This is a genomic window from Dactylosporangium sp. CA-233914, from assembly GCF_050942935.1.
Lineage (GTDB): Bacteria > Actinomycetota > Actinomycetes > Mycobacteriales > Micromonosporaceae > Dactylosporangium.
The window spans coordinates 5,050,878-5,072,951 of sequence record NZ_CP192030.1; the positions used below are offsets into that span (position 1 = coordinate 5,050,878).

14 protein-coding genes and 2 pseudogenes are annotated in these 22,074 nt (G+C 69.9%); 10 read left to right on the top strand and 6 right to left on the bottom strand.

Annotation, left to right across the window (positions count from 1 at the left end):
- The first annotated feature begins 44 nt into the window (after positions 1-44).
- From ACQPY0_RS22515 to ACQPY0_RS22530, 4 genes are all read left to right on the top strand, one after another.
- On the top strand, positions 45-1,007 hold the full coding sequence (locus ACQPY0_RS22515) for a zinc-binding dehydrogenase (protein WP_432991936.1): 963 nt from the start codon (positions 45-47) through the stop codon (positions 1,005-1,007).
- 107 nt (positions 1,008-1,114) lie between these two features.
- Entirely contained in the window at positions 1,115-2,113 is a 999-nt protein-coding gene (locus ACQPY0_RS22520) for a PDR/VanB family oxidoreductase (protein WP_432991938.1), read from the top strand.
- A 171-nt stretch (positions 2,114-2,284) separates the two neighbouring features.
- Positions 2,285-3,355, top strand: a complete 1,071-nt coding sequence (locus ACQPY0_RS22525; RefSeq protein WP_432991940.1) for an NADH:flavin oxidoreductase/NADH oxidase — start codon at positions 2,285-2,287, stop codon at positions 3,353-3,355.
- 250 nt (positions 3,356-3,605) lie between these two features.
- On the top strand, positions 3,606-5,207 hold the full coding sequence (locus ACQPY0_RS22530; protein WP_432991942.1) for a methyl-accepting chemotaxis protein: 1,602 nt from the start codon (positions 3,606-3,608) through the stop codon (positions 5,205-5,207).
- 80 nt (positions 5,208-5,287) lie between these two features.
- Here the strand turns inward: ACQPY0_RS22530 and ACQPY0_RS22535 are convergent, their stop codons facing one another.
- The 4 genes from ACQPY0_RS22535 to ACQPY0_RS22550 form a co-directional block, all read right to left on the bottom strand.
- Positions 5,288-7,039 (bottom strand): hypothetical protein, encoded by a 1,752-nt coding sequence (locus tag ACQPY0_RS22535; RefSeq protein WP_432991944.1) that lies wholly within the window; start codon positions 7,037-7,039, stop codon positions 5,288-5,290.
- A gap of 95 nt (positions 7,040-7,134) precedes the next feature.
- Positions 7,135-8,769 (bottom strand): DHA2 family efflux MFS transporter permease subunit, encoded by a 1,635-nt coding sequence (locus ACQPY0_RS22540; protein WP_432991946.1) that lies wholly within the window; start codon positions 8,767-8,769, stop codon positions 7,135-7,137.
- A 6-nt stretch (positions 8,770-8,775) separates the two neighbouring features.
- On the bottom strand, positions 8,776-9,120 hold the full coding sequence (locus ACQPY0_RS22545; protein ID WP_432991948.1) for a VOC family protein: 345 nt from the start codon (positions 9,118-9,120) through the stop codon (positions 8,776-8,778).
- Entirely contained in the window at positions 9,120-9,299 is a 180-nt protein-coding gene (locus ACQPY0_RS22550) for a CopG family transcriptional regulator (protein WP_432991950.1), read from the bottom strand. The genes ACQPY0_RS22545 and ACQPY0_RS22550 overlap by 1 nt, the downstream gene beginning before the upstream one ends.
- A 2,161-nt stretch (positions 9,300-11,460) precedes the next feature.
- Between ACQPY0_RS22550 and ACQPY0_RS22555 the strand changes: the two are divergent.
- Positions 11,461-12,256 (top strand): annotated as a pseudogene (locus ACQPY0_RS22555) (transposase).
- 32 nt (positions 12,257-12,288) lie between these two features.
- On the opposite strand, the gene ACQPY0_RS22560 reads toward ACQPY0_RS22555, so the two are convergent.
- Entirely contained in the window at positions 12,289-14,022 is a 1,734-nt protein-coding gene (locus tag ACQPY0_RS22560) for a HEAT repeat domain-containing protein (RefSeq protein WP_432991952.1), read from the bottom strand.
- Between the two features lie 297 nt (positions 14,023-14,319).
- On the opposite strand from ACQPY0_RS22560, the gene ACQPY0_RS22565 reads away from it, so the two are divergent.
- Positions 14,320-17,343, top strand: a complete 3,024-nt coding sequence (locus ACQPY0_RS22565; RefSeq protein ID WP_432991954.1) for a BTAD domain-containing putative transcriptional regulator — start codon at positions 14,320-14,322, stop codon at positions 17,341-17,343.
- Between the two features lie 140 nt (positions 17,344-17,483).
- On the opposite strand, the pseudogene ACQPY0_RS22570 reads toward ACQPY0_RS22565, so the two are convergent.
- A pseudogene (locus ACQPY0_RS22570) lies at positions 17,484-18,005 on the bottom strand (SDR family NAD(P)-dependent oxidoreductase); the annotation flags it as partial.
- Positions 18,006-18,219: 214 nt separating this feature from the next.
- On the opposite strand from ACQPY0_RS22570, the gene ACQPY0_RS22575 reads away from it, so the two are divergent.
- The 4 genes from ACQPY0_RS22575 (at position 18,220) to ACQPY0_RS22590 (ending at position 22,059) form a co-directional block, all read left to right on the top strand.
- Positions 18,220-18,906, top strand: coding sequence for a FadR/GntR family transcriptional regulator (locus tag ACQPY0_RS22575; protein ID WP_432991956.1), 687 nt, complete (start codon positions 18,220-18,222; stop codon positions 18,904-18,906).
- Positions 18,907-18,947: 41 nt separating this feature from the next.
- A complete protein-coding gene (locus ACQPY0_RS22580) occupies positions 18,948-19,739 on the top strand; it encodes an ABC transporter ATP-binding protein (protein WP_432991958.1) in 792 nt (263 codons plus the stop codon).
- 50 nt (positions 19,740-19,789) lie between these two features.
- Positions 19,790-20,101, top strand: a complete 312-nt coding sequence (locus tag ACQPY0_RS22585; protein WP_432991960.1) for a hypothetical protein — start codon at positions 19,790-19,792, stop codon at positions 20,099-20,101.
- Positions 20,102-20,442: 341 nt separating this feature from the next.
- Positions 20,443-22,059, top strand: coding sequence for a cellulose binding domain-containing protein (locus tag ACQPY0_RS22590; RefSeq protein WP_432991962.1), 1,617 nt, complete (start codon positions 20,443-20,445; stop codon positions 22,057-22,059).
- Positions 22,060-22,074 lie beyond the last annotated feature (15 nt).

Sequence of the window (22,074 nt, forward strand, 5' to 3'; positions counted from 1 at the left end):
CCCGACAACGTCATCGACTCTTCACAGAACGGATAGGCACACCAATGAAGGCAGTCGTTTTCAGCGGAGCAGGCGGTAACGAAGTCGTCGAACTTCAGAACCGTCCCGACCCCGTGCCCGGCGACCACGAGGTACTCGTTTCGGCCAGTTACGCCGGTGTCAACCCCGCTGACGTCTTGCAACGCAACGGTGGCTACCCCGTGCCACCGGACGCGCCGCAGGACGTGCCGGGCCTGGAGACCGCCGGCGAGGTGATCGCCGTCGGCTCCCGCGTACGCCGCTGGAGCGTCGGCGACCGTGTCTGCGGCATCGTGAGCGGTGGCGGCCTCGCCGACCGGGTGATCGCTCACGAGGACCACCTGCTCCCGGCGCCCGAGCAGCTCAAGGATGCCGAACTCGCGGCGCTGCCCGAGGCGCTCATCACCGCGTACGATGCCCTTCACCGTGTCGGCAGCGCCGCGGGACGGGTCACCGTCATCCGCGGCATCAACGGCGGCGTCGGTCTGGCGGCGGCCCAACTCGCCGCCGCGTCAGGAGCCACCGTCATCGGAATCGGCCGCTCGGCCGAAGCACTCGCCAAGGTCACCGAACTGGGTATCACCGCCGTGACGGACTCCGAGGCCGCCGACCTGGTCGCACAGCACGGGGGAGCGGACGCGGTCGTCGAACTTGTCGGGGGCTCCTACGTCGCCGCAGATCTTGCCATGCTCGCGGTCCGAGGCCAGATCGTCGTGGTCAGCACCGCCGCGGGGGCCGACCCGAACGTGCCGCTCGGTCTGCTCATGGCCCGGCGTGCCGGCTTGCACGGAACCGTCCTGCGTGGCCGATCGGCCGCCGAGAAGGCACTCCTCGTCGCCGAGGTCGCCAAGACGGCCCTGCCACTGGCCGCCAGCGGGCGACTCACCATTCCGATCGACCAGGTATTCGCCGCCGAGGACGTCACCGCGGCCTTCGATCGCCTGTCCCAATCCGGAAAGGTCGGCAAGGTCGTCCTTCAGTTCAGCTGACTCGGACCTGTGCCGGATCACTCGCTACCGCAGACAACGAACCGCCCTCCGCCGCCCGGGACGCCCGGGCGGCACCGGAGAGGATCGGGCCCCACCGGAGTAGCACTATGTCGAGTCTCGGATCGCAACGATCCACCACCGCACCCCGCGAACTACTCATCCGGCAGACCACCTGGGAGGCAGACGACGTCCTGAGCCTGGAGTTCGTCGATCCGGCCGGCGGGAAACTCTCCGCCTGGACACCGGGCGCACACATTGACCTGGTACTCCCTACCGGTGTGGTGCGCCAGTATTCGCTGCTCGGCGATCCAGATGATCCGTACCGGTACCGGGTCGCCGTGCTGAAGGAGACACGCGGCCGCGGCGGATCGGTTCACATCCACAACCACGCCCGCGCCGGCACGACCATGACCGTCGCTGGACCACGCAATCACTTCGCCCTCATGCCGTCCGGCAGTTACCTGTTCATCGCCGGCGGCATCGGCATCACGCCCATCCTGCCGATGGTCCGGCACGCACAGCGCCAGGGCGCCGAGTGGACCCTGGTCTACGGGGGGCGCAGTCGCAGCAGCATGGCCTTCCTGGAGGAAGCCGAGCGGTTGGACAGCCGCCGCGTCGTCGTCGTACCCCAGGACACCGATGGTCTGCCCGACCTGCACGCCACCATCACCAGCGCCGACCGCGACACCGCGGTCTACTGCTGCGGGCCAGAGGGGCTGCTGCGCGCGGTCGAACGCGAATGCCGCGCAACGCTGCGCTCCGATGCCCTCCACATCGAACGATTCGGCGCGCCCCCGGCAGAAGCCGCCAAGACCGCACCGACGCCGGTGGCCGACGAACGCCCGTTCACCGTCGAACTGCGCCGTTCGCGGATCACCGTCGAGGTTCCTGCCGACCGCACCTTGCTCGAAGTCGTCAAGGAGGTCGCACCCGGAGTCCTCTACTCCTGCGAGGAAGGCTACTGCGGAAGCTGCGAGGTCGACGTCCTGGATGGCACCCCCGACCATCGCGATACGATCCTCAGCGACGCCGACAAGGCCGGCGGCCGCACCATGATGATCTGCGTCGGTCGATCCCTCACACCACGCCTCGTGCTCGACGTGTAGTCCAGGTGTTGTTCCCTGGTCCGGTGTCCATGGTAGTCGATGAAGTCTTTGACCATGGCGCGACGGTGTGGCTTCTCGGACGCCAGGGCCAGTTCGTCTCGCTCAACGACGGACTGGCCACCTGAACTACCCGTCCTTGCTGACGGGGTCCCCTCCAGAAAGATGCAGCCCGTGAGCAAGCTCTTCACGCCGATCACGCTCCGAGACGTCACCGTCCGCAACCGGGTCTGGGTGGCGCCGATGTGTCAGTACTCCGCCATCGACGGTCTCCCGAACGACTGGCACCTCGTCCACCTCGGATCGTTCGCGCGAGGCGGAGCCGGAGTGGTGATCGCCGAGGCAACTGCCGTCTCGCCCGAGGGTCGAATCACCCCCGAGGACACCGGCATGTGGAACGACGAGCAGCAGGCCGCCTGGGCGAAGGTCGTCGACTTCATCCACAGCCAGGGTGCTGTGGCCGGCATCCAGCTCGCACACGCCGGACGCAAGGCGTCGACGTACTCGCCTTTCGGCGCCGAGCAGGGCGTCGTCCCGGAATCCAACGGTGGGTGGCGACCGGTCAGCGCGTCGGGCGAGTCGTTCCCCGGCCTGCATGAGGACGTCCAGGCGCTCGACCGCACGGGCATCCGAAAGGTCGTGACCGACTTCGGGAACGCCGCAGCACGTGCCGTCGCCGCCGGGTTCGCCGTGCCCGAGGTGCACGCAGCGCACGGCTACCTGATCCACGAGTTCCTCTCGCCGCTTTCGAACCACCGTGACGACGAGTACGGCGGCTCCTTCGACAACCGCATCCGACTGCTGCTGGAGATCGTTCGCGAGATACGTAGCCGCATCGACGCCGGCCTGCCGCTCGTCGTCCGGCTGTCTGCCACTGACTGGGTCGAAGGCGGCTGGACCGTTGACGATACGGTCGCTCTGAGCATCATCCTCCACGCGGAGGGAGCCGACCTCATCGACACTTCCTCCGGCGGCAATGTGCTGACCACGATCCCGGCCGCCCCCGGCTACCAAGCGCCGTTCGCCCGCCGGGTCCGCACCGAGGCCGGCATTCCATCGGGTGCGGTAGGCGTCATCACCGACCCGAAGCAGGCCGAGGAGATCGTCGCTGAAGGGTCTGCTGACGTGGTCCTTCTGGGGCGTGAGCTGATGCGCGACCCGCACTGGCCCCTTCGGGCGAAGCACGAGCTCGGCGAGCTTGAGAAGGACCTGTGGCCGGCGCAGTACCGCCAGGCCGCTCGCTGAAGGCCGGGTCATCGTGATCGATCCTGTCACGTGCAGCGACGCCCCGGGGTCACGGATCGGGCTTGCGTGAATCGACCTCGCCGGGGCACCCGTCGTCGTATCGTCATGATCAGTGACCCCGGGGCAAGGGGTTCTCTGATGTCGCGGTTCATCGCCGGCGCCGACCGGCGGGGACCGCTTTGTGCACAGGCGTTATGGCGGCCCCCGCGGCGAGCGTGACGTCCCCGGCACTCGTGCGAAGGGTACGTCCATGGCAAGTTCCGCTGGGCCGGTCCGGTGGTTCGCCGACCGCAGGGTCGGCACGAAGGTTTACACGGCCGTCGCGGCCGTCGTCGTCGCCGCGGTGGCCGGCGGCGTCGTCGCCACCATCGCGCTGTCACGCACGTACCAGCGCGGGCAGGAGATCAACGAGCAGAACCTCCTCCCGTCGATGCGCCTGGCCGAGGCCCGGGTGCAGGCCAACGCGGTGCGCATCGCCGTCCGCGACGTGGCGCTCACCTCCGACCGGGCGGCGGTCGACGCGGCCGAGCAGCGGATGCGCACCGCCGACGCCGCGGTGGACACGAACATCCAGGCGTATTTGCCGTACGCGGCCGACCAGGCGGCCGTTCGGCGGTTCATCGACCTGTGGCGACAGTACCGCGACGCCCTGAACAACCAGCTGCTGCCGGCGGCGCGGGCGAACGACTTCGCCGCCTTCGTCAAGGCCAGCGCGGAGGTGACGTCGCCGCTGTCCACGAAGGCCCAGGCCGAGCTCGACGCCGCGACCAAGGCGGAGGCGAGCCAGGCCGAGGGCACCGTCGCCGCCGCCCGCTCCACCTACCAGCAGGGCCGGACGGTCCTGTACGTCGTGCTGGGCGCCGGCATCATGCTCGCGCTGCTGCTGGCCTGGTGGGTCACCCGCATGATCACCAGGCCGCTGCGGCGGGTGAACGAGGTGCTGTCGGCGGTGGCGGCGGGCGACCTGACCCGGCTGGCCGAGGTGGACTCGGGCGACGAGGTGGGGCAGATGGCGAAGGCCCTCGACGCCGCGACCGCCCGCACCCGGCAGACGATCGCGGCGGTCGCCGAGACGGCGGGCAGCGTTGCCGCGTCCTCGGAGGAGCTGTCGGTCACCAGCGACCAGATCGCCGCGACGGCCGAGGAGACCAGCGCCCAGGCGGGCGTGGTGGCCGCGTCGGCGACGCACGTGTCCAGCAACGTGCAGAGCGTGGTGACCGGCGCCGAGCAGATGGCCGCCTCCATCAAGGAGATCGCGCAGAGCGCCGCCGAGGCCGCCGCGGTCGCCGGGCAGGCCGTGCGCGACGCCCGCAACGCCAACGAGACCGTGGGAAAGCTGGGCTCCTCCTCGACGGAGATCGGCAACGTGCTGAACCTGATCACCTCGATCGCGGAGCAGACCAACCTGCTGGCCTTGAACGCCACCATCGAGGCGGCCCGGGCCGGCGACGCCGGCAAGGGCTTCGCGGTCGTGGCCAGCGAGGTCAAGGACCTGGCCCAGGAGACGGCGAAGGCGACCGAGGACATCTCGGCCCGCGTCGCCGCGATCCAGACGGACGCGCAGGCCGCCAGGGTGTCCATCACCGGCATCGCGGAGGTCATCGAGCGGGTCAACCAGTACCAGTCGACCATCGCGGCCGCCGTGGAGGAGCAGACCGCCACGACGGGCGAGATGAGCCGGAACGTCACCCAGGCCGCGACCGGCACCAACGAGATCGCCGACAACATCAACGGCGTCGCCGAGGCCTCCCAGGCGGCCGCGGCCAGCATCACCGAGACCCAGTCCGCCAGCCAGGAACTGGCCCGAACGGCGGCCCACCTGCAGCAGCTCGTGTCGCAGTTCCGCTTCTGAGCGACCTCCTGCCAGCGGCGCGGCGCAAGACAGAACCGTTCGGATCTCCTACCGATCGGCTGAAGGTCGCCCTCGGCCCGTCAGTGCGGACATTCTCCTATGTGCTGTCCGATGGTGCGCAGCCTGGCTGCCATCGCTTCGTCCTGCCACGCGATGTCGGCCGCGATACCGCCGTCGATGACGCGCCGGTCGCGGGTCGCGAGGTGGTGGAGCCGCTCGGCGAGCTGGTTGTCGTCGCCGGCCAGCTCGGCGAGTAGCTGCGCGGCATCGCCGAGCGCGTTGTGCCCGTTGTCTGTCACGAGGGCCCAAAGGGTTGGCAGGACCGCGGCGGTGTCGCCGGTGGCGGTGGCGACCAGCCGGGCCGCCAGGATCTGCGTCATCCGCTCGTTGTGGTTTCGCCCGGCTTCACCGGTGAGGTACGTGCGCGCGGCCGGCGCCAGCGGCAGCAGTTCGGCGTCGGCATCGAGTCCGGCCGGCCAGCGGACGCCGGTGGGTTTGCGGAACACCGCGTTGAACGCGTCCAGGAGTGGCTGAGCATCGCCGGTGAGCAGCCGTACGGCGGCGGCCGCGTCGAGGTCCGCCTCGTCCGCGAGTTCCCGCAGGTACGGGAGGGCCTCGGCGACCGGGTGGCCGATGCGGGCCAGGGCCAGCGCCACTGTCCGGCCGTCCCGGGGAAGCACCGCGACGAGTTCCGGCACGGCGGCCGCGGCCTGTGGTCCCCAGGACCCGAGCACGGCGGCGAGGTGGGGGTGGTCGGCCAGGCGGCGGCGCAGGGCGTCGAGCACCTCGGGTGTGAAGGTCACCCGGCGAACGTCGTACCGGTTCGGGGCCAGGTCGACCCAGCGCTGGTCGCCCAGCCACATCATCGTCTCCAGCGCCTGCGACTCCGCGGTAATCGCAATGGACCCTGCCGTTTGCGGGTAGTGGGCGGCTACGGCGGCGATCTGGTCGCGGTACGGGCCCGCGGCCGCTCCGCAGCCGCGCAGGGTACTGATCACTTCGTCGCGCACGCGGGCTTCCGGGTCTGCTAGTAGCGGGGCCACCAGCGGCACCAGCAACGCGGGCGTCGACCGGCGCCGCTGGTGGAGCGCCCGCTCCGCCACGGCAAAGACCGCGGCCTGTCGGATGCCGGCGTTCGGGCTGGTGACCAGGGCAGCGACCAGTTCGGCGGCCGTCTGGTCGGTGGCGGGCACGATGAGCGCGTCCACCGGTTCGCCGTCCATCCACGCGAAGCCGAGCTCCACGCCCTTATCGAGCGCGGCCGTCACCGCGGCTGCCGCGCCGGACGGCAGCGGGCGGCCGGCCCGGACCGCGGCGAGCGCCGCGGCGAACCGTTCCTCACCGGAGTCGCAGCGCGCGAAGCGGTCCACGCCATCCGGGTCGAGGTGGCCGAGCGCCAGCATGATCGATGCTCGGACTCCCGGCTCGTCCTCGACCGCTGCACGCTCGCGTAGCGCCGTGACCGGACCTCCGGCCTGGGCCACGATGTAGGCTGCCGCCGCCCGTACCTCGCGATCCGGATCGTCGAGCGGCGGCGGCTTTTCGGCAGTCACTGCCGCGCGGACCGCCTCAAACACGTGACCCGAGGCATGCCGCGGATCGGCGACCATTCCCAACAGCCAGGCGAACTCGGCCCGCCGTTCCGGTGCCGTGCGGGCAAGCTCGGCGATGAACGGCACAGCTGCCACCGTCGCGGGAAAGACAGTGCCCTGCGCGAAGATGCGGTCCACCAGCTCGTCGAACTCGTCAACGGCGTTGCGCAGCAGATCCACCATGTCATCAGCGCGGCCGTAGGCATGCGTCAGCACCGACCAGTCGACTTCATCCAACACCGCTGCAGCCTACTGGCAGCAGGTCGGCCCAGATCTGAAGCAATCCCCGGGTCCCCCAGGGCATGGGAAACGGCCGGGACGAGCCTCGGTGATACCTACGGCGCCAGCCGGGGCGGTTCGGACGATGTGCTGCTGTCGACCATTTCCGGGGTGTTGCCCGGGTTGGCCGCGGGCCGGTGCCGCACCAGGGCGCACGCGAGCGCGCCGAGCGCGATGACAGCGATCGGGAGCACGAGGGTCGGCCGCATGGCGTCGACGAGGCCGTGCCCGAAGGTGGCCACCGCCGTGTGGTGAACGCGGTCGACGAGGTCCGGCGGCGTGCCCGGTGGCGGCGTGAGCGCTGAACCGGTCTGCCTTGCACCGATCTCCACGCCGCCGCCGGCATTGCTGAAGCCGGCCACGAATGGACCGCGAACGCTCGCCGGGAGGTCGGCGGCCTGCCTGACGGCCTCGTCGTGCAGCGACGAGGCGAGACGGCTCTGCAATACCGCGCCGACCGCGGCGCTGCCGATGACCGTGCCCATCTGCCGTATGGTGTTCAGCACCCCGGAGGCGGCGCCGGCCATCCTCGGCTCCACGCCGAACATCGCCACCGTGACCATCGGGCCGAACACCAGGCCGATGCCGACGCCGACCACGATCAGCGCGGGCTGCAGCGCGTACCACGTGCGGCCAGGATCAACGACCACGGCCAGCCATGCCATGCCGGCCGCGAACACGAGCAGGCCGGCCATCAGGATGTACTTGCCGCCGATCCGGTCCGCCATCCGGCCCGCGATCGGTGACAGCAACGCCGACACCGCCATCGCCGGTGCCATCACCAAGCCGGCCTTCAACGCGCTGAAGGTCAGCACCGACTGCAAGTAGATCATTGTCGGCAGGAACAGGCCCAGCATCCCGACCTGGACGGCGGCGGACACGATGCTCATCACCGCGAAGTTACGGTCGCGAAAGAGCGCAAACGGCAGCAGGGGTTCGCCGCGCTGCTGGGTGCGCTGGTAGGCCAGAAAGGCGACCAGCAGCACCACGGCCCCGACCATCAGCGCCCAGATCGCGGCGTTCCAGTCGTATCGCTGACCCTCGGTGAGTGCGAAGGTCAGACAGAACAGCGTCGCCGCAGCGAGGACGACACCCGGCAGATCGAGCTTGTGCCGTACGTCGCGCCGCACCGCCGGCACCAGCGTGAGCGTCATCGCCAGCACCAGGATGCCGATCGGTACGTTGATGAAGAAGATCCATCGCCAGCCGACGGTTCTGACCAGGAGCCCTCCGAGCGTGGGCCCGGCGATCGTGGCCACACCCGCGACCGCCCCCCACACGCCGAGCGCCGCACCTCGGCGTGCCGGTGGAAACATCGCGATGATGATCGTCATGGTCTGTGGCATCAGCGCGGCCCCGCCCAGAGCCTGCACGACCCGGGTGGCGATCAGTTGAGCCGGGCTCTGCGCCACGCCGCACAGGACCGACGCCGCGGTGAACAGCACGACGCCCCAGACGAACATGGTGCGCGCGCCGAACGCATCACCGAGCCGACCGGACACGACCAGCAGCGCGGCCAGTACCAGGATGTAGACGTTGATGACCCACAGCATCTCGTCGAGCGACGCGTCGAGCTTGCCGATCATGTCGGGAATCGCGACGTTGACGACCGTCAAATCAAGCAGCGTCATGAAGAAGCCCAGGCTGAGCGTCAGCAGCACCGCCCAGGGATTACCGCGCCAGCTACGCATGGGTGTTCATCTCGCCGGCGGGGCCTGAAGGCTCCACACCCGCCCGTCAGGATCGCGAACGGTCATCTCCCGGGTCCCGTAGTGGGTGTCCTCGAACGGCGTGACCACCTCAACCGCGGGATCCTCGCCGAACGCGTCCGCGTCGGGCACCTTCAACGCGATCTGCGTCTGTGGCGGCCGGTCCTGCGGTACCTCGACCAGAACGAGATAGGGACCTTCGCCGTTGCGCAGCACGCCGGAGCCATCGCCGGCGGAGACGTCGAGCTGGAATCCCAACGCCTGGAAGAACTTCGCGGCCCTGCCCCAATTGTGGGTCTCCAGGAATATCGCCTCGATGCCTTCAGTACTCATCATGACTCCTTGTCGGAAGAGGGCTGTTGCTGCCGGCGAGCGTCATCGAGGTAGGCGCGCAACGCGTCGGTCACCAACGCGGACAGGGACGTCCCCGACTCGATGGCGTGGTGCTTGACCTGCTTGATCAATCCAACCGGCAGGTACACGTTGAACTGCTTGACCTGGTCATCACTCACACGCCGAGGCTAGCATGCTAGCAAGCTAGTTCGCTAGGTATGGCGGCCCGAGTCGCTTTTAGTGGTGCTCGATGGCCGGCCTCCAATTACGGCACGGCAGGTGAGTGTGATTTAGAGGCCGCGCAAGTAGGTCAAGATCATGGGTGGCGGGCGGGGCGCTTGTCCCACCGGTACAGGGTCCACGCCTGCCGGATCGGGCTATGTGGCGTGGTGATGGTGTCGGCGAGGTCAAGGAACGCGTCGATGACGCGTGCTGTGCGTTGGTAGCAGCGTTGCAGGCGGTTGGTGGTGTTGTGTGAGGAGTTGGCCCGCTCGGCGTGCCATCTCCGGGCTCGCCTGGGTGGGTGCTTTGTCGCCTTTGTGGGTGGTTTCGCCGGCCGGGGTTCGGGCGGCCGGAACCTCGTGGGTGGCCGCCGAGTCGTCGCCGGTGTCCAGGTGTGCCGTCACCTGCTCGGGCAGCGGACCGGACGCGTCCGGTGTGTCGGGGGTTGGCCCCTGCAGTGGTGGATCGTGTCGGTTCGCGCCGGCCGGGACCTGATCCTGAGGGATCCCTGTACCCTCGACCGTGCTGGGGCGTTTTATCCCATGTTTGCCCCGGTTGGCCGGGGGCCGGTCGGGGACCTCACCGCTGCCGGGAGCTTTGGTGATGCATCCGTCCACGGCGATGTTCTCCCGGATCGAGCCGACGATCTGTTGATCTCGCACGGGCAGTGTTCGATGTGGCTCGCCACGGCGGGGGCGTCGGTGTTGTCGAGCTGTCTTGTCGTCTGTCTTCGGTCCGGCGTTCCTGCGTCAAGCACCACGACGCTGGGGCGAAGTGCCGCAGTGACCTGGCGTCGTGATCGGGTGCCTCTGTATTCGGCATGTTCGTGGCCGACGACCCGGCCTCTGTCGCGTTGGGTAGCAGGCCTCGATGCGGCGTGTGCGTGCACCATTTGACATTTCCGCCGGGCGTGCGGGGCGGTGGGTCGGGCTGGATTCTGGGAGAATGAATGCATGGGGCAGCTGCAATTGTTTTGCAAGTCTGAATTGGCTGCCATGCGTGACCGGACCAGGTCGCGTCGTTATTCTGCGGCGAATGAGGAGTTCCGTCGGGAACATGCTCGGCATCGCGCGTGGGGCCTCGCCCAACGACACGCCGAGAAACTCCGCCGAATACGCGCGAGCACCCCGCCGGCAAGCGTGGCTGCCGACGGCCGGGAAAACTCAGTGAACGAACCAGCCACGGCCCCGGCTCCCGCCACGGCCCCGGCTCCCGCCACGGCCCCGGCTCCCGCCACGGCCCCGGCTCCCGCCACGGCCCCGGCTCCCGCCACGGCCCCGGCTCCCGCCACGGCCCCGGCTCCCGCCACGGCCCCGGCTCCCGCCACGGCCCCGGCTCCCGCCACGGCCCCGGCTCCCGCCACGGCCCCGGCTCCCGCCACGGCCCCGGCTCCCGCCACGGCCCCGGCTCCCGCCACGGCCCCGGCTCCCGCCACGGCCCCGACCTCGGCGCCACGCACGGCCACGACCCTCGCCCCGGCCTCGGCGCCGCGCACGACCCCGGCATGGCCCAGCCGCAACCCCGGCACCGCGCATGGCCATGGCCACGGCTACGGCGCGGCCGCCGACCAAGGCCCCAACCAGGACCTCGGCACCGCCGGCCAAGGACAGGGCCTCGGCACACCACCGGCGGAAACACCGCCAGCGGCCGAAACACCGCCAGCGGCCGAAACACCGCCAGCGGCCGAAACACCGCCAGCGGCCGAAACACCGCCGCCGGCCGAAGCGCCCGCGCGGCCCGGGCAACCCCGCGATCGATACCGGCCCGGACGACCACACCGCAGTGCCGCACCCGACGCATGGCGCCGATCAACCCGGCCCCGCCTTGCAGCGCCTACCCGCACCCACCGCATCAGCGCCATCCCGCCGGCCCGTCGGCGCGGCGCGGGCACGCCCGGGAGAATCCGCGCCGGCCCGCTGACACGACACTGCGAAGTAATACCGGCGAGTATCAGCGCCTGCCGGCACATGAGAACTGTTCCCGGGGAAATCTCACGCACGAAATCCGTCCAGCCCTATCCCAACGGACCACCGACCAGCATTTCCGAGCGCCTCAAGAACGACGACGACGCACGAGGCACGTGCGTCGACCGTGTCCTTCACAATGGGTGGCGTGAAGCTGCGCCGGTGCAAGAAGGTGCAGCAGTGCGTTGCGGCTCCGCTCGTCTTAATTTTATGGCCGGTGGTGCATCCCTTGCATCCGCTGGGCTATCACCGTCCGCGGGTGGCGGATCGGTTGGTGTTCGAGAAGTTGTTGCAGGTGTTGCGGTTCGGATGTTCGTACGAGTCGTTCGCGGACAGGAGTTGTTCGGCGACGACGATCCGGAACCGGCGTGACGAATGGATCGCTTTGGGTGTGTTCAAACAACTCAACATGATCGTTTTGGGGCTTACGACCGGACTGTCGGCCTGGTCCTGGAGAACATCGCCGTGGACGGATGCATCACCAAAGCCCCCCGGCGGCGGTGAGGTCGCCGGCCGGCCCCCGGCCGACCGGGGTAAACGTGGGATAAGAACGCTCCAGCACGGTCGAGGGTACAGGGATCCCTCAGGACTGGGTCCCGGCCGGCGCGAACCGACACGATCCACCACTGCTGCTGGGGCCAACCCCCGACACACCGGACGCGTCCGGTCCGCTGCCCGGGAACGTGACGGCGCATCTGGACACCGGCTACGACTCGGCGGTCACCCGCAAGGGCGACAAAGCGCCCATCCAGGCGAGCCGGAGGTGGCACGTCGAGTGGACGAACTCCTCGCACAACACCTCCAACCGCCTGCAACGCTGCTACCAACGCAAAGCACGCGTCATCGACGCGTTCCTTGACCTCGCCGACACCATCACCACGCCACATAGCCCGATCCGGCAGGCGTGGACCCTGTACCGGTGGGACAAGCGCCCCGCCCGCCGCCCATGATCTTGACCTACTTGCGCGGCCTCTAAGGGTGGTTATCTGCCTGTGTGCTCTGGCGAGGAATCCGGATCGGTTTCTGCCATGCCGTTCAGCGCGTCGCGGTCGGTGGGCAGGTTCCAGGTGCCGAGCAGGTCGGTGAGGTTGACGTACTCCCACACCCGGCGGTGCTCGACGATGGCCCGCAGGACCTGCCGTTGTTCGGCGGTGAGGGCGTCCGGGCGCTGGCGGAACGCGACGTCGAGCAGGGCGCGGGCGATGTCGATCGCGACGGTCGCGGGGGCGCGTTCGAACGCCGCGAGCAGTGCCGGCAGCCCCTCGCCGATTCGCCCGAGGGCGGCGCAGGCGGCGGCCTCGGTGCTGCGGCCGGTCCAGAACAGCTCGGCGTATCCCGGTGGAGCGGCGGTGACGGCATCGACGAGGACATCGGCCCCGGCCGGGTCGCCGAGGCGAGCCAGGGCCACGCCCGCGCAGAACCGTTGCCGCGGGTCGGGCTCGCCCAGCTGGTCGCGCAGCCACGGCACGGCGCCGGCGGCCGGCCGGACGAGGCACAGGCCCACGGTGAGCTCGGCGCGCACGAGCGGATCGGTCACCGACCGAGCGTCCGACAGTACAAGATGACCGCGGGTGCGACCGGCGGCCAACGGCAGCAGCCGGGCGGCCCAGGCATCCCCATCGCCGGCCAGCTGCCGCCACCGGTCGATCCGGGCGGCGACCTGCACGCGCAACGCGCCAGCCGCGGTGGAGGCGCCGGCCCGCAGCCGCAGCTCGGCGGTGTCGAGCGAGCCGCCCCCGCTGAGCATCGTCACCAGCAGTTCGACGACCCGGTCACGGTGTGCGCCATCCAGCGTGGCCGCGGCCTCGACCAGGATCGGTGCCACCCGTTTCGCCGCGGCGGCGACGGTGCCCTGCGCGTACAGCGCGGCACTGAGATTCGACAACGCCAGGTCGAACACGTCCTCGCGGGGGCAGCTGAGCCCGTTGAGGTGAAACGACAGGTGTTCCGGCCAGCCGTCGAAGACCTTCTGCCGGTTCCACGCCACCGCCTCGGCCCCGTCGAGCCAGCCCGCGCGGGGCAGCGACTGCCACGCCAGCAGCGTCTCCGCCACATCGGCGACGGTGTCCTTGGGCGGGCGGTGCAGCGGCTCGAAGTCCACCTCACCCCGAACGGTGCCGTCGGCGGCGAACAACCGCCAGAAGCCGACCGCGCCATCAGCCGACCAGGCGCGGCGGTCGACGTGGCCTTCGGCGCGCAACCGACCGCCGGGGTGGAACTCCCGCCGCAGGTACGCGTCCTGGATTTCCGGATGCGGCTCCTCGGTGGCGACAACGCTGCCGCCGGCGGCGAACCACGTAGTGTGATCATCGAAGCACTCGGACGCGACGGCACCCGACGGGAAGAACGTCCGGGTCCGCCCCTCGGCGGTCTCGGACTCGACCGACCCAGCGCGGGAATACCGAATCGACCGGGTGATCTCGCCCGCCGCGAACTCCGTTTCGTAGTACGGCGTACCGTCCTCGTACCAGGCGCGCCGGCTGACCTCGACGCCGTCGCGGTACACCCACTCGTAGGCGAGCCGGCCGTCGCGGTGAAAGTGTTGCACCAGCGTCTTGGCCCCGCCGTGCAGCGTTGTCGAAGCGGCCAGTTCGCCACCACCGAGCCAGACCCGCTCCGTGGCCCGCTCGCCGTCGGTGACCCACGCACGCCACTGTCCGTTGCCGATGTCGTACTTCGCACCCGGCGGCACCGACCCCGGCCGTTCAACCCGCACCCGTCAACACCTCACACTCGGCGCAACCCCCGGCACCGATCGACCCGCTGCCGACAGAAGGATCCCACGGCCCGTCAACGCTCACATGAATCGAACCTTGCGGCACTGGACCGAGGCGACGAACCGAGCCGTCACCTGCGCCGGACGGTTGCGCGCCGTCGGGCATGACGGCATGCCGCCCCGGTGATGCCGGTCACCGTCGTGCTCGTGGGTGTCATACATGCGGCTGACAGTCGAATGGTGCATTGGGAACCTTTGGGCCGCATGGAAATGATCCAGACCCGCACGTGAGGTGTCGTGAACATCGCCGTTGAATCCGAGGCCCGGGCGGACCTGGCGCTCGGTGTGCTCGGCCCGACCGTCGTGCTGCACGACGGTCGAGCCGTCGCCGTCGGCGGCCCGGCACCGCGTACGTTGCTGTGCCGCCTGGTCATCGCCAACGGCCGGTTCGTGTCGATCGACGCGCTGGTCGACTGCCTGTGGCCGCACGACCCGCCGCCGAGTGCACGGATCACCGCGCAGGGCTACCTGTCGGTCCTGCGCCGGGCACTCGAGCCCGACCGGCGGCCACGGCAACCCGGACGGGTGCTGATTCGAGACGGCGCCGGGTACGCGTTGCGGTTGGGGTTGATCACGCTCGACGCCGACCGGTTCGCCGCGGCGGTGACCCAGGGACGGGACCTGCTGGCCGGCGGCGACGCCAGGTCCGCGCTGGTCTGCTTCGATGAGGCGCTGGCCCTCTGGCGGGGACCGGCGTACGCGGACTGCGCGGACTACGAGTTCGTGGTCGCGGAGTCGCAACGGCTCCAGGAGCTGCGGACCGGTGCCGTGGAGCATCGCCTGGCCGCACTGATTGAGTTGGGCGCACACGAAACGGCCGCCGCTGCGCTGCGGGCGTTCCTTGCCGAACACCCGCTGCGGGAGCGGGGCTGGGCGTTGTTGGCGCGGGCGCTGTACCGGGCGGGTCGCCAGGGGGACGCGCTGGCGGCGCTGCGAGACGCGCGGAACCGCCTGATGGACGAGCTCGGCGTCGAGCCCGGACCAGAGCTGGCCGAGTTGCACCATGACATCCTGGACCAGGCGCTCACGCTGGTGCCGACACCGTTCACGGACCGCGGCGGTGCCGCCAGGAGTTCGAGCAACCTGCCGCATTCGATCTCGACACTGGTGGGGCGGGTCGGCGAACGGCAGGTGGTGTCCGACCTGTTGAGCCGGCACCGCCTGGTGACCCTCACCGGCGCGGGCGGCATGGGCAAGACGCGGCTCGCGCTGGCGGTGGCCGGTGCGCGCCGGGACGCCGACGGCCCGTGGTTCGTCGAGCTGGCCGGCCTGCACGAGCCCGCTGTGCTCGCCGGGCGGCTCTGCGCGGCGCTTCAGATCACCGGCACGGGTGGCATCGACACCCTGATCGCGGCGTTGCGCTCCCGTGCCATGCTGATCGTTCTGGACAACTGTGAACACCTGGCCAGTGCCGTCGGCGCGCTCGTCTCCGCGCTGCTCAGTGCCTGCCCGAATGTCCGCGTCCTGACCACCAGCCGCCAATCATTGCGCGTCGACGGGGAGCATCTGTTCGAGGTCCCGCCGTTGTCGAGCGGCGTCGACGGCGAGGCGGTCACGCTGTTCATCGCGCGGGCCGCCGCCGTGCTGAGCGGATGGTCACCGGGCGCGGACGAGCGGCGTGTGATCGCCCGCCTCTGCGCGGCCCTCGACGGCATGCCACTGGCCATCGAGTTCGCCGCCGCGCAGTGCCGCGTCCTGTCACCGCGACAGATCCTGGAGCATCTCGACGACCGGTTCGCGCTGCTGGCCGGCGAGCGCACCAGCTCGCGGTACACAACGCTGCTGGGTCTGATGGACTCGTGGTACGAACTGCTCAACGATGCGGAACGGGAGGCGCTGCAGGCGTTGGCGGTGTTCGAAGGTGGTTTCGCGTTGTCCGCGGCCAAAGCGGTGACCGGGCGCAGCGACACCCTGATCGACCTGACCAGCCTGGTGGAGAAGTCGTTGGTGAGCGTGGTGACCGTGGTGAATGGCGACGACCGCCGTTACGTGATGCTGGAGACCATCCGCCAGTACGCATTGCGCCGCACACCCGCCGAACGTCGTGATGCGCTGGGCGGCCGGCACACCGCCTGGGTCCGCGAGTTGGCGGACGTCGCCGGCGACGAGCTGCGCGGGCCCGACAGTGCCACGTGGATGCGGTTGCTGCACATCGAGAGCGACAACGTGCGTGCGGCGATGCGCAGGGCGAGCGCGGCCGGGGACACCGCCGCGGTGCTGCAGATCGCCGGTGGACTGTACTGGTTCTGGTACCGGCAGGGCCGCGTCGATGACGGTCTGCACTATCTACAGCCCGCGCTGCGCCAGGCCGACCCGCGGATTCACGAGCCCGCGTCGATCGCCCGCGCCGCCATGGGGCTCGCGCTTCTGCGATATGTCAGCGGGGCGCGTGGCCAGGTCGCGGAGGCGTTGGCGATGGCCGGGCGGCACGGTGCCGCCACCGAGGACCGGGGGGTGCGGGCGCAGGTCCTCGCGACGATCGCGTACTTCGAGGCTGCCGACGGCGCCGCGCAGGCGGCAGTGCAGCACGCGGCCGAGGCACTGGCACTGGCCCGGTCGGTGGGTCACCGTGCCACGTCGGCGGAGGCACTGATGTGTCTCGGCGAGGCACAGCGCCGGTCCGGCCTGGCGGTGCAGGCGGAGGCGACGCTCGCCGCCGCCCTGCGCGAGGCCGACCGGTGCGGTCACGGCTGGGCGACGGTGTCCGTGTTGTGGTTGATGAGCAAGATCGAGCTGTCGCTGGACCGGCCCGGCCCGGCAGCGGTGCTGGTCCGGCGGATGCTCGAGGAGGCCCACCGCCACGCGGACACGACCGGGTGGCTGGTGAGCGTGGCGATGTACGCGCATCTCATGGCACGCGCGGGCCGGGCCGAAGAGGCGGCGGAACTGCTCGGCACGGTGCGGTCGCTGGGCGATCGCGTGGGTTACCAGGCCGAGGCGATGGACGCCGAACTGGCGGGCTACCTCGCGCAGATACCGTCGGGCAGCCCGCCGGACCGGTTCGCGGCGGCTGAGGCGCACGGACGCGACCGTTCGGTGGAGCAGACGATGGCCTGGCTCCGGTCAGCCCCACCGTTCGGGGATCAACGGCTGTTCGCCGGCGAGGTCGTCGAAGGTCACGGTGCCGGACGTCAGCGCGGAGCGGACGACTCCTCGGGCAGTTGGACGCCAGTGAGCTCACCGCAGTATGCGAGCAGGTCGTCCAGCAGCGCCGGGTCCAGACTGGCCTCGGACGGCAGCCAGTCGCGTTCGCTGAAATAGTGCCCGCTGACCAGGACGTCGGGATCGGTGCCGGCGGCGAGGCGCACCTGGGCCCGCGCGGCGTCGTCGGGGCTCGTCGGCGCGGCGTCGCCGCCCATCTTGGTCCGCACCCACCCGGGGTCGACCGCGTTGCTCAGTGTCCCGGGCCAGCGACGGGCGACGGCGACGGCGAGCATCAGGTCCAACAACTTGGAGGTGGAATACACCTCGGACCCGTTCCACGGGCGACTGTCGTACTGCAGGTCGGCGAGGTCGACGACACCGTCCGCGGCCATTGCCGATGACACGAACACGAGGCGCTCCGGCTGGGCAAGCAGTGCCGTCAGCAGGTACGGCGCGAGAACGTTGACCTGAAAGGTCGACTCCAGCCCGTCGCCGGTCAGCTCCCGCTCCGAGCTGTCCAGCCGGGCGATCCCGGCGTTGTGCACGATGGTGTCGAAGCGTCCGAAGGCGGCCAGCGACCCGGCGAGCGCCGTGGTTTCCTCGAGCGAGCGCAGATCGCCCACCGCGATCCCAGCCGCTGCCGGGAGCGCCGCCTTGGCGACCGCCGCCCGTTCCTCGTCGCGGGCGTGCAGGACCACGCGATGCCCCCCGGCGACGAGTTGGGCCGCGGTTCGCAGGCCGATGCCGTCAACCGAGCCTGTGACAAGAACGTTGCGCATGAAGTCCCTTTCGTCGTGTGCCGCTCCACGATGGCCGCAGCGGTTGGGAATCGACTGGAGCTTCGTTGGAGATCGGCAGCGGGCGCCGGATCATCGGGACGTCCCGTTTCTTGCCGTACAGATGTCAGGCATTTGTACTACAGTTGTGTCCTGACGGGACTGATCGGCGAGAGGCGGAGGCGACCATGACCTGTTCGGCAACGGAGAGTCACTGATGCGCGGCCCGGTTCGGCAGGTTCCGCTGGTCACGCAGGTCAGCGACGAGTTTCGCCACCTGATCGCCTCCGGGCGATGGCCGGTCGGGCAGAAGATCCCCGGCGAGCACGAGCTGGCCGCCGAGCTCGACGTCAGCCGCGCCACCGTGCGAGAGGCGCTGCGCGGACTGAGCATCACGGGCCTGCTGGAACCCCGGATCGGCGACGGCACCTACGTGCGCGCCACCAACGAGATCACCGGGCTGCTGGCCCGCGACGACCTGTCGTCACTCGAGCACGTCCTCGACGCCCGGGCCGGCCTCGAAGCCGCCAGCGCCCGGCTCGCGGCCCAGCACGCCACCCCGGCGGTGCTCGCCGACCTGGTGTCGGCCTTCGACGCCAGGAGCCGCGCGCACGACGCCGGCGACCTGACCGCGTACTCCACGGCCGACGCCGACTTCCACCGAGCGGTCATCCACTCCAGCGGCAACCCACTGCTCATCCGGCTGCACACCGCGGTCGCCGAGCTGATCGAAGCGTCCATCGAGCAGACCGCCGTGCTGCCGGAGGACCCCGAGGTCGGCGCCACTCATGCCCGGCTGCTGCGCGCGATCCAGCACCGCGACCCGCAGGCCGCCGCTGACGCGGCGTACGCGCTGAGCGCCTCGGTCAAATCCGCCGCACCCGAACCGTCCGAAACGCCCTGACCCCTGTGAGGTTCCCCGTGGAGAGCAGCACCTTCCCACCGATGATTCTTGACCTGGCCGACGTGACCTTCCGCCGGGACGGCAAGCAGATCCTGCACGGCGTGTCCTTCACCGTCGCCCGCGGCGAGCACTGGGTGATGCTCGGCCCGAACGGCGCGGGCAAGAGCACCATCCTCGGCTTCTGCGGTGCGGTCACCCACCCCACCACCGGGAGCGTCCACGTGCTCGGCCACCAGCTCGGCCGCGTCGAACTGCAGGCCCTGCGCCGGCGGATCGGCCACGTCAACCCGCGCCACCCGCTGCGTTCCCCGCTGACGGTCACCGAGGTCGTCCTGACCGGCATCACCGGCACCATCGAGACGCCGATGCGCTGGCAGGCCAGTCCCGCCGAGCTCGCCCGTGCTCATGAGCTGATCAGCCTGCTCGGCCTCGACGGCAAGGCCGACGACATCTGGCCGACCCTGTCCCAGGGCGAACGCGGCCGGACGCTGATCGCCCGGGCCCTCGCCCCCGACCCGGCACTGCTGCTGCTCGACGAGCCTTCCACCGGCCTCGACGTCGCCGCCCGCGAACAGCTGCTCGACACCATCGACCTGCTCACCCATACCCACCCCGACCTCACCTCGGTCCTGGTCACCCACCATCTCGAGGAGTTGCCCGAGACGACCACCCACGCACTCCTGCTCTCCGGCGGCCGGATCGTCGAGGCAGGCCCGACCGGCGAGATCCTCACCAGCGAGAACGTGACCACCACCTTCGAGCACCCCATCGAAGTCGAGCACCGCGACGGACGATGGATCGCCCGCACCGCCAAGACCAAGACCAGACAATGACGAGGCTGAGCACAGGCCACAGCCCTGGTGGTGCAGCCAACTAAGCACCGGTGGTACGACACCACCTCGGCCGCCTGCTCTACCGGGCATGGGGCAGCCGCGACGACACGGTCGCCCTGACCGCCATGACCGGACCCAAGATCCTCTGGTTCGGCAGCCGCGACTGCGAACCGGACTGCCGCATGTACGACTTCGTGGGCGGCGCCGCCATCGCCCGCAACATCCGCAACCACGCCGACGAGCTGCGTCGAGCCGGCTTCGAGCTCATTGAACTCGACGGCCACGACCACATCGCAGCCTTGGCTGACACGGACCTGGTCGCCCCGCAACTGTCGGCCGCGCTGGCGAAGGCGGGCTGGTGACGGCTCGCCGCCAGTCCCCACGCACCTGCTCGTAGTCAATGTCGCAAGGGACACCGGCAGCGACACGATTTTGAGGAAAGTGGGACCTGCCGCCGCTCAGCCGGCCGTACGGGCCGGTGGCCGGGAAACTTTCAGCGCCGTCGGACGGGCGGCACATCCCGTTTGTGCGCGCCGCGGCGCCGTTCGTCCGAGGCCGCTGCTGCCGCGGTCGCACACGCGTTGACACCGGTCGTTGAGCGCGAGCCTACTGAAGCGGTTCAGTTGCACGGTGGCCAGGCGCCACCGTGGGTTCACCGTCCACACCGATCACGTTCGGGGTCCACGCCAGGAGGCGCACTCCTATGCATCAGTCCCATCCCGCACCCGTCGGCCGGCGAGGCGCCCGGCGCCGGCTCGCGCTCGCCGTCGCGTCCTGTGCCGCACTGCTCGCCGCCGCGGTCGCGGTGCCGCTCGGGCAAGCGTCCGCCGCCACCACCGGCTTTGTCACCCGCTGCGGCATCCATTTCTGCCTGGGCGGCCACACGTACTACTTCGCCGGAGCCAACGTCTACGACATCTTCACCTACGGCGGCAGCTACGGGGACACCGAGACCCAGTGGATGGACAAGGCCCGCATCGACAACCACATGGCCGAGATGGCCGCCGACGGGGTCACCGTGCTGCGCACGTGGATGTTCGACCACGAGGCGTGGCACGGCTTCGAACCCAGCAAGGGCGTCTACAGCGAGCAGCAGTTCGCCGAGTTCGACTACGTCCTGCACTCGGCCGCGCAGCACAACATCCGGGTGATCCCGGTCCTGGAGAACTACTGGGAGGCGTACGGCGGGATCGACACCCGGCTGTCCTGGGAGGGCCTGACCACCGGACAGGCCAACCGGTGGCGGTTCTTCAACCAGTCCGCCTGCCCGGGCTGCTTCACGCAGTACCAGAACTACGTGTCGTACGCGCTCAACCGCACCAACCACTACACGGGTGTCAAGTACAAGGACGACCCGACCGTGTTCGCGTGGGAACTGATGAACGAGCCGCGGTACGAGGGCCAGGGCACCGCGGAAAGCGTCAACGGGACCACGCTGCGCAAGTGGGTCGACACCATGGCCGCCTACATCAAGGGCATCGACGGCAACCACATGGTCGACGCCGGCCTGGAGGGGCACGGCACCAAGTACGGCTTCGGCGGCGACGAAGGCAACCCGTTCGTCGCCATCCAGCAGTCACCGTACATCGACTTCACCTCGGCGCACCCGTACCCGAACGAGGGCTGGGCCAACCTCACGCTGGCGCAGACGCTCACCCTCATCAACGCCTGGGTGTCCGACTCGCACACGGTGGTCGGCAAGCCGTTCTTCCTGGGTGAGTTCAACACCCAGGGCGTGGACCGCAGCACCTGGTGGACCTCCATGTACAACGACCTGCAGACGCAGGACGCGGACGGCAGCGCGTTCTGGTGGTACCCGGACGCGCAGGCAGGCGGCGACAACTACAGCGTCAAGCGCGGTGCACCGGAACTGTCGGTGTTCAAGGCACACTCCGCGTACATGGTGTCCAAGAGCGGGGGCAACCCCTCGACCAGCCCGTCGGCGTCCCCTTCCCGTTCGCCGTCCGCCTCGCCGTCCGCCTCGGCCTCGCCGCCGACCGGTGCCGGCTGCACGGTCGGATACAGCCGCAACGACTGGGGCACCGGCTTCACGGTCAACGTGACGGTCACCAACACCGGTGCCGCCCCGATCACCGGCTGGACTCTCAAGTGGACGTTCGGCGGCAACCAGACGATCAGCAACGCCTGGAACGCCACGGTCACGCAGTCGGGACAAGCGGTGACCGCGGTCAACACGTCCTACAACGCCACCGTCACGGCGGGGGGCAACGTGCAGTTCGGCTTCCAAGCGGCGTACAGCGGCGCGAACGCGGTACCGGCGCAGTTCACCCTCAACGGGACGGCCTGCGCCAAGGTCTAGGCGTCAATGGCGGCC